We start from the raw sequence: 3,603 nt of genomic DNA, 5'->3' as shown, positions 1-3,603 counted from the left end.
GCTCTACCCCGTCACCCTCTCCCACGCCTGCCGCTACCCCCAGTCCCACGGCAACACCCAGACCAACCCCCACGCCTACACCAACCCCGGTGACCCCGGTGGTGGAGAACCGGAGCATGAGCGCTGAGCTGGGGCGCGGCTACAGCTTTGGAGGACAGTGGGGAAATCTGAATCCCTCTGACGCCGGTCTGCCGGCGGGGTTGACCTACAGCTCCTCCAATTCCAGTGTGGCGCCCATTGACAGCTCCGGCTGGTTTACCATCCTGTCCCCCGGCACGGTGGTGCTGACGGCTGTCAACCCCCGGGAACCCAACGTCCACTATACCATTACCGTGCAGGCCAAGAATGAAGTGCCCTGGGACTACCAGTTGGACGGCATCACCCTCAGTGTGGGGCAGAGCCGGTATCACGGATTTTCCTCCTATTCCCTGTATACCAGCTTTACCATCGCCTCTACCGTGTGGAGCAGCAGCAATCCATCGGTGGTGACGGTGGGTGACCAGGAGCCCACCAGCTGTCAGCTCACTGCCAACGCCCCGGGCACAGCCACCATCAGCGGCGTAGTCACCTTGCGCGTGGATAGTCAGGAGGGTGTGCTGACCTTCACCGACAACGTGTCTTTCCAGGTCACCGTAAGCGCCAGCTGACCCGCGCAAAAAAAATAAAAAAATTTTGTCCGGCTTTAAAACCGGGCTGCCGGTTCGGAACACTAACAGACAAAGCTCCCGCGAAACCCCAAAATCAAGAGAAGGAGAATGAACAATGAAAAGACAATCTTTCCGCCTGCTTTCCTGTCTGTGTGTTCTGGCCATGGCGATCTCCATGCTGTCGGCGGCCTGGGCCGCAGAACCGAGCCCCTGAAATCCACCATTGCCGGCGGCACCTACAACGGCAACTGGGCGGTGCCCATTGACGCCTACCTGTACCAGGACGGCGACAACCTGGTGCGGGTGGAAAATTTCCAGGGTGTCAAAATCGTCGATGCCCAGGGAAATTTTATGAAATGGAGCGCCTATCCCCGGCTGGTAGCCGAGACCTACGACAGCAATTTCCAGCTGATCTCCTCGGTGGATTTGGAGATGGAGCTGGACCTGTGGGGCGGCTTCTATGCCGGTGAGGACTACAACTTTGTGATTTTCGGCCAGGAGAACCCCAGTGAGGACGACAACGCCGAGGTCATCCGGGTGGTGAAGTACGACAAGGACTGGAACCGCCTGGGCCAGGCCAGCCTGCGGGGGGCCAACACCACCATCCCCTTTGATGCCGGCAGCCTGCGGTGCGACGAGTACAACGGCTACCTCTATGTGCGTACCAGCCATGAGATGTACCAGTCCGGCGACGGGCTGAACCACCAGGCCAATCTGACCTTCTCGGTGCGCCAGTCCGATATGACCATCACCGACGGCTATCACGACGTGGTGTCCAACAAGGGCTATGTGTCCCACTCCTTCAACCAGTTCATCCTGGTGGACAGCCAGGGGCGGCTGGTGGCTCTGGACCACGGCGACGCCTACCCCAGAGGGGCCTGTCTGTCCATTTACGACAACAAGGCGGGGAGCGACACCTTCGCCAACGGCTGCAAAACCTTCAACCTGACCACCTGGTCCGGCAGGGTGGGCGAGAATACCACCGGCGCCAATGTGACCGACCTGGCGGAGACCTCCTCCGGCTACCTGGCCGCCTACAGCAGCACCGGTAAGGGCTCGGCTTCCACCATCGGACAAGACCCCATGAACATCTTCCTGAGCTATACCAGCAAGGATGACGTCTCCTCCAACGGCACCACCGTGCGTCAGCTTACCTCCTGGCCCAGCGACTCCGAGCTGTACGGCTCTCAGCCTGTGCTGGTTCCCACCGGTCCGGACGGCGGCTACATCCTGTGGCAGTTGGCTGAGAAGTGGGATAACGGCTACTATTACAATAAGGAAAGCATCCAGTATGCTACCTATTCCGCCGACGGCACCGTCTCCGACATCAAGACCGCTGACGGCGTGCAGATGTCCCGCTGCCACCCCATCAGCTACAACGGCAAGGTGGTGTGGTACTCCACCCACGATTCTACCCCCGTGTTCTATGTGTTGGACAGCTCCGGGGTCTACTCCTATCCCGTTGGGGAGGGCGGCGGACAGCAGCCTGATCCTGACCCTGACCCTAATCCCGACCCCGATCCCTATCCTGATCCCGACCCCACCCCCGATCCCGGCGACGGTGAGAACGGCGACTTCTCCTTCAGCGACGTGCCCGCCAACCAGTGGTACGCCGACTATGCGGTGAAGGCCGCCCAGGCCGGTCTGATGAAGGGTACCGGCGGCGACAAGTTCAGCCCCAACGGCACCCTCACCGTAGCCGAGGTGGTCACCCTCACCGCCCGGCTGTATGCCGACCGCCAGGGGGAGAGCGTGCCCGCCTCCGACGGCGCCTGGTACCAGGGGGCCTATGACTACTGCATTGAAAACGGCCTGTTCACCACCGGCGAGGTGCCTTCCTATATCATGCTGAACAAGGCCACCCGCTTCCAGATGGTGGACCTGCTGGACCGGGCGGTGCCTTCGGAGGAGAAGGAGGTCATCAAGGTGGTGTTCAACGGTGAGGTCCCCGACGTACAGGAGACCGATCCCTACGGCCCCGTGGTTTACCTGTGGTACCGGGCCGGCATCGTGGAGGGAGATAACAATGGAAGCTTCCACGGCAATACCAATATCAGCCGGGCGGAGACGGCAGCCATTCTCTGCCGTCTGGCCGGGCTGACCCCCCGGGTGTGACCCGGTATCTGCCGGTATTTGGACAACAATTTCATAGGAATTAACCTGGGATAATGTAGAAAGAGCGCAAAATATGATAAAATAAAACACTAATATTTTGTGTTGGGAGGGTGAGAGATGGATCTGCCAGAACTTTACCATCACCTGTTCGGACTGTCGGACCAGTCCCTCATCCAGAGGCTCACGGAGTGGGGCGAACTGCGGAACGTAAAAAAGGGCCACCTGCTTTACCGGGAAGGGGAAACGCCGACCAAGCTGACCTTTTTGGTCCAGGGGCTGCTGCGGGGCTATTTTCTGGATGCCGGCGGCCGGGACATCACCGACTGCTTTGCCTTTGAGCCGGGGTCCCCGGCCACGGCCTGTATCGCCCTGGGGGAGCCGGCCACCATCAACATTGAGGCACTTACCGACAGCCTGGTGCTGGAGCTGCCCATGAGTCTGGTACTGGAAATGCTGGAGGAATATCCCCAGCTCTATCGCCTGTACAGCTGTTTTCTGCTGGACGCTCTCAAGCGCCACTGGGAGGTGAAGGCCGCCATGTACCAGTATGACGCCATGGACCGGTATCAGTGGTTTTTGCGGGCCTATCCGGACCTGCACCGCCATGTCAGCGGAAAGCACGTTGCCTCCTTCCTGGGTATGACCCAGGTGACCCTCAGCCGCCTGCGCCGTACCCTGCGGGAGGCGGGCCAGCTCCAGGCTGCCGAGGAAGAATAACAAAAAAGGGCCTGTTGCAAAATGCGCAGCTCGTACAAAGACCCGTCATTCCGAGAAAAACGGCCGCCCGGTGGGCGGCCGTTTTTCGTGGGAATCCGCCCCTTTTGCCGGGGAAACGGATTGC

General features: G+C 60.2%; 3 protein-coding genes. All 3 read left to right on the top strand.

The window, feature by feature from the left end; all coding sequences use genetic code 11:
* The first annotated feature begins 116 nt into the window (after positions 1-116).
* The 3 genes from B5E56_RS14255 to B5E56_RS14245 all read left to right on the top strand — a co-directional run bounded on the left by B5E56_RS14255 (position 117) and on the right by B5E56_RS14245 (position 3,479).
* A complete protein-coding gene (locus tag B5E56_RS14255) occupies positions 117-647 on the top strand; it encodes an Ig-like domain-containing protein (protein ID WP_087391399.1) in 531 nt (176 codons plus the stop codon).
* Between the two features lie 108 nt (positions 648-755).
* Positions 756-2,762: an S-layer homology domain-containing protein gene (locus tag B5E56_RS14250; protein ID WP_087391396.1), complete on the top strand. Its 2,007-nt coding sequence runs from the start codon at positions 756-758 to the stop codon at positions 2,760-2,762.
* Between the two features lie 117 nt (positions 2,763-2,879).
* Positions 2,880-3,479, top strand: coding sequence for a Crp/Fnr family transcriptional regulator (locus B5E56_RS14245; protein WP_087188934.1), 600 nt, complete (start codon positions 2,880-2,882; stop codon positions 3,477-3,479).
* Positions 3,480-3,603 lie beyond the last annotated feature (124 nt).

The sequence above is a fragment of the Flavonifractor sp. An112 genome, assembly GCF_002161085.1.
Taxonomy (GTDB): domain Bacteria; phylum Bacillota; class Clostridia; order Oscillospirales; family Oscillospiraceae; genus Flavonifractor; species Flavonifractor avicola.
The sequence above is the reverse complement of the archived record's forward strand: the minus strand, read 5'-3'. Positions and strand labels throughout refer to the sequence as shown.

Bases quoted from the DNA above. Each gene is read 5' to 3' on its own strand.
- B5E56_RS14250 (WP_087391396.1), top strand. From the start codon at position 756: ATGAACAATGAAAAGACAATCTTTCCGCCTGCTTTCCTGTCTGTGTGT.
- B5E56_RS14245 (WP_087188934.1), top strand. From the start codon at position 2,880: ATGGATCTGCCAGAACTTTACCATCACCTGTTCGGACTGTCGGACCAG.
- B5E56_RS14255 (WP_087391399.1), top strand. From the start codon at position 117: ATGAGCGCTGAGCTGGGGCGCGGCTACAGCTTTGGAGGACAGTGGGGA.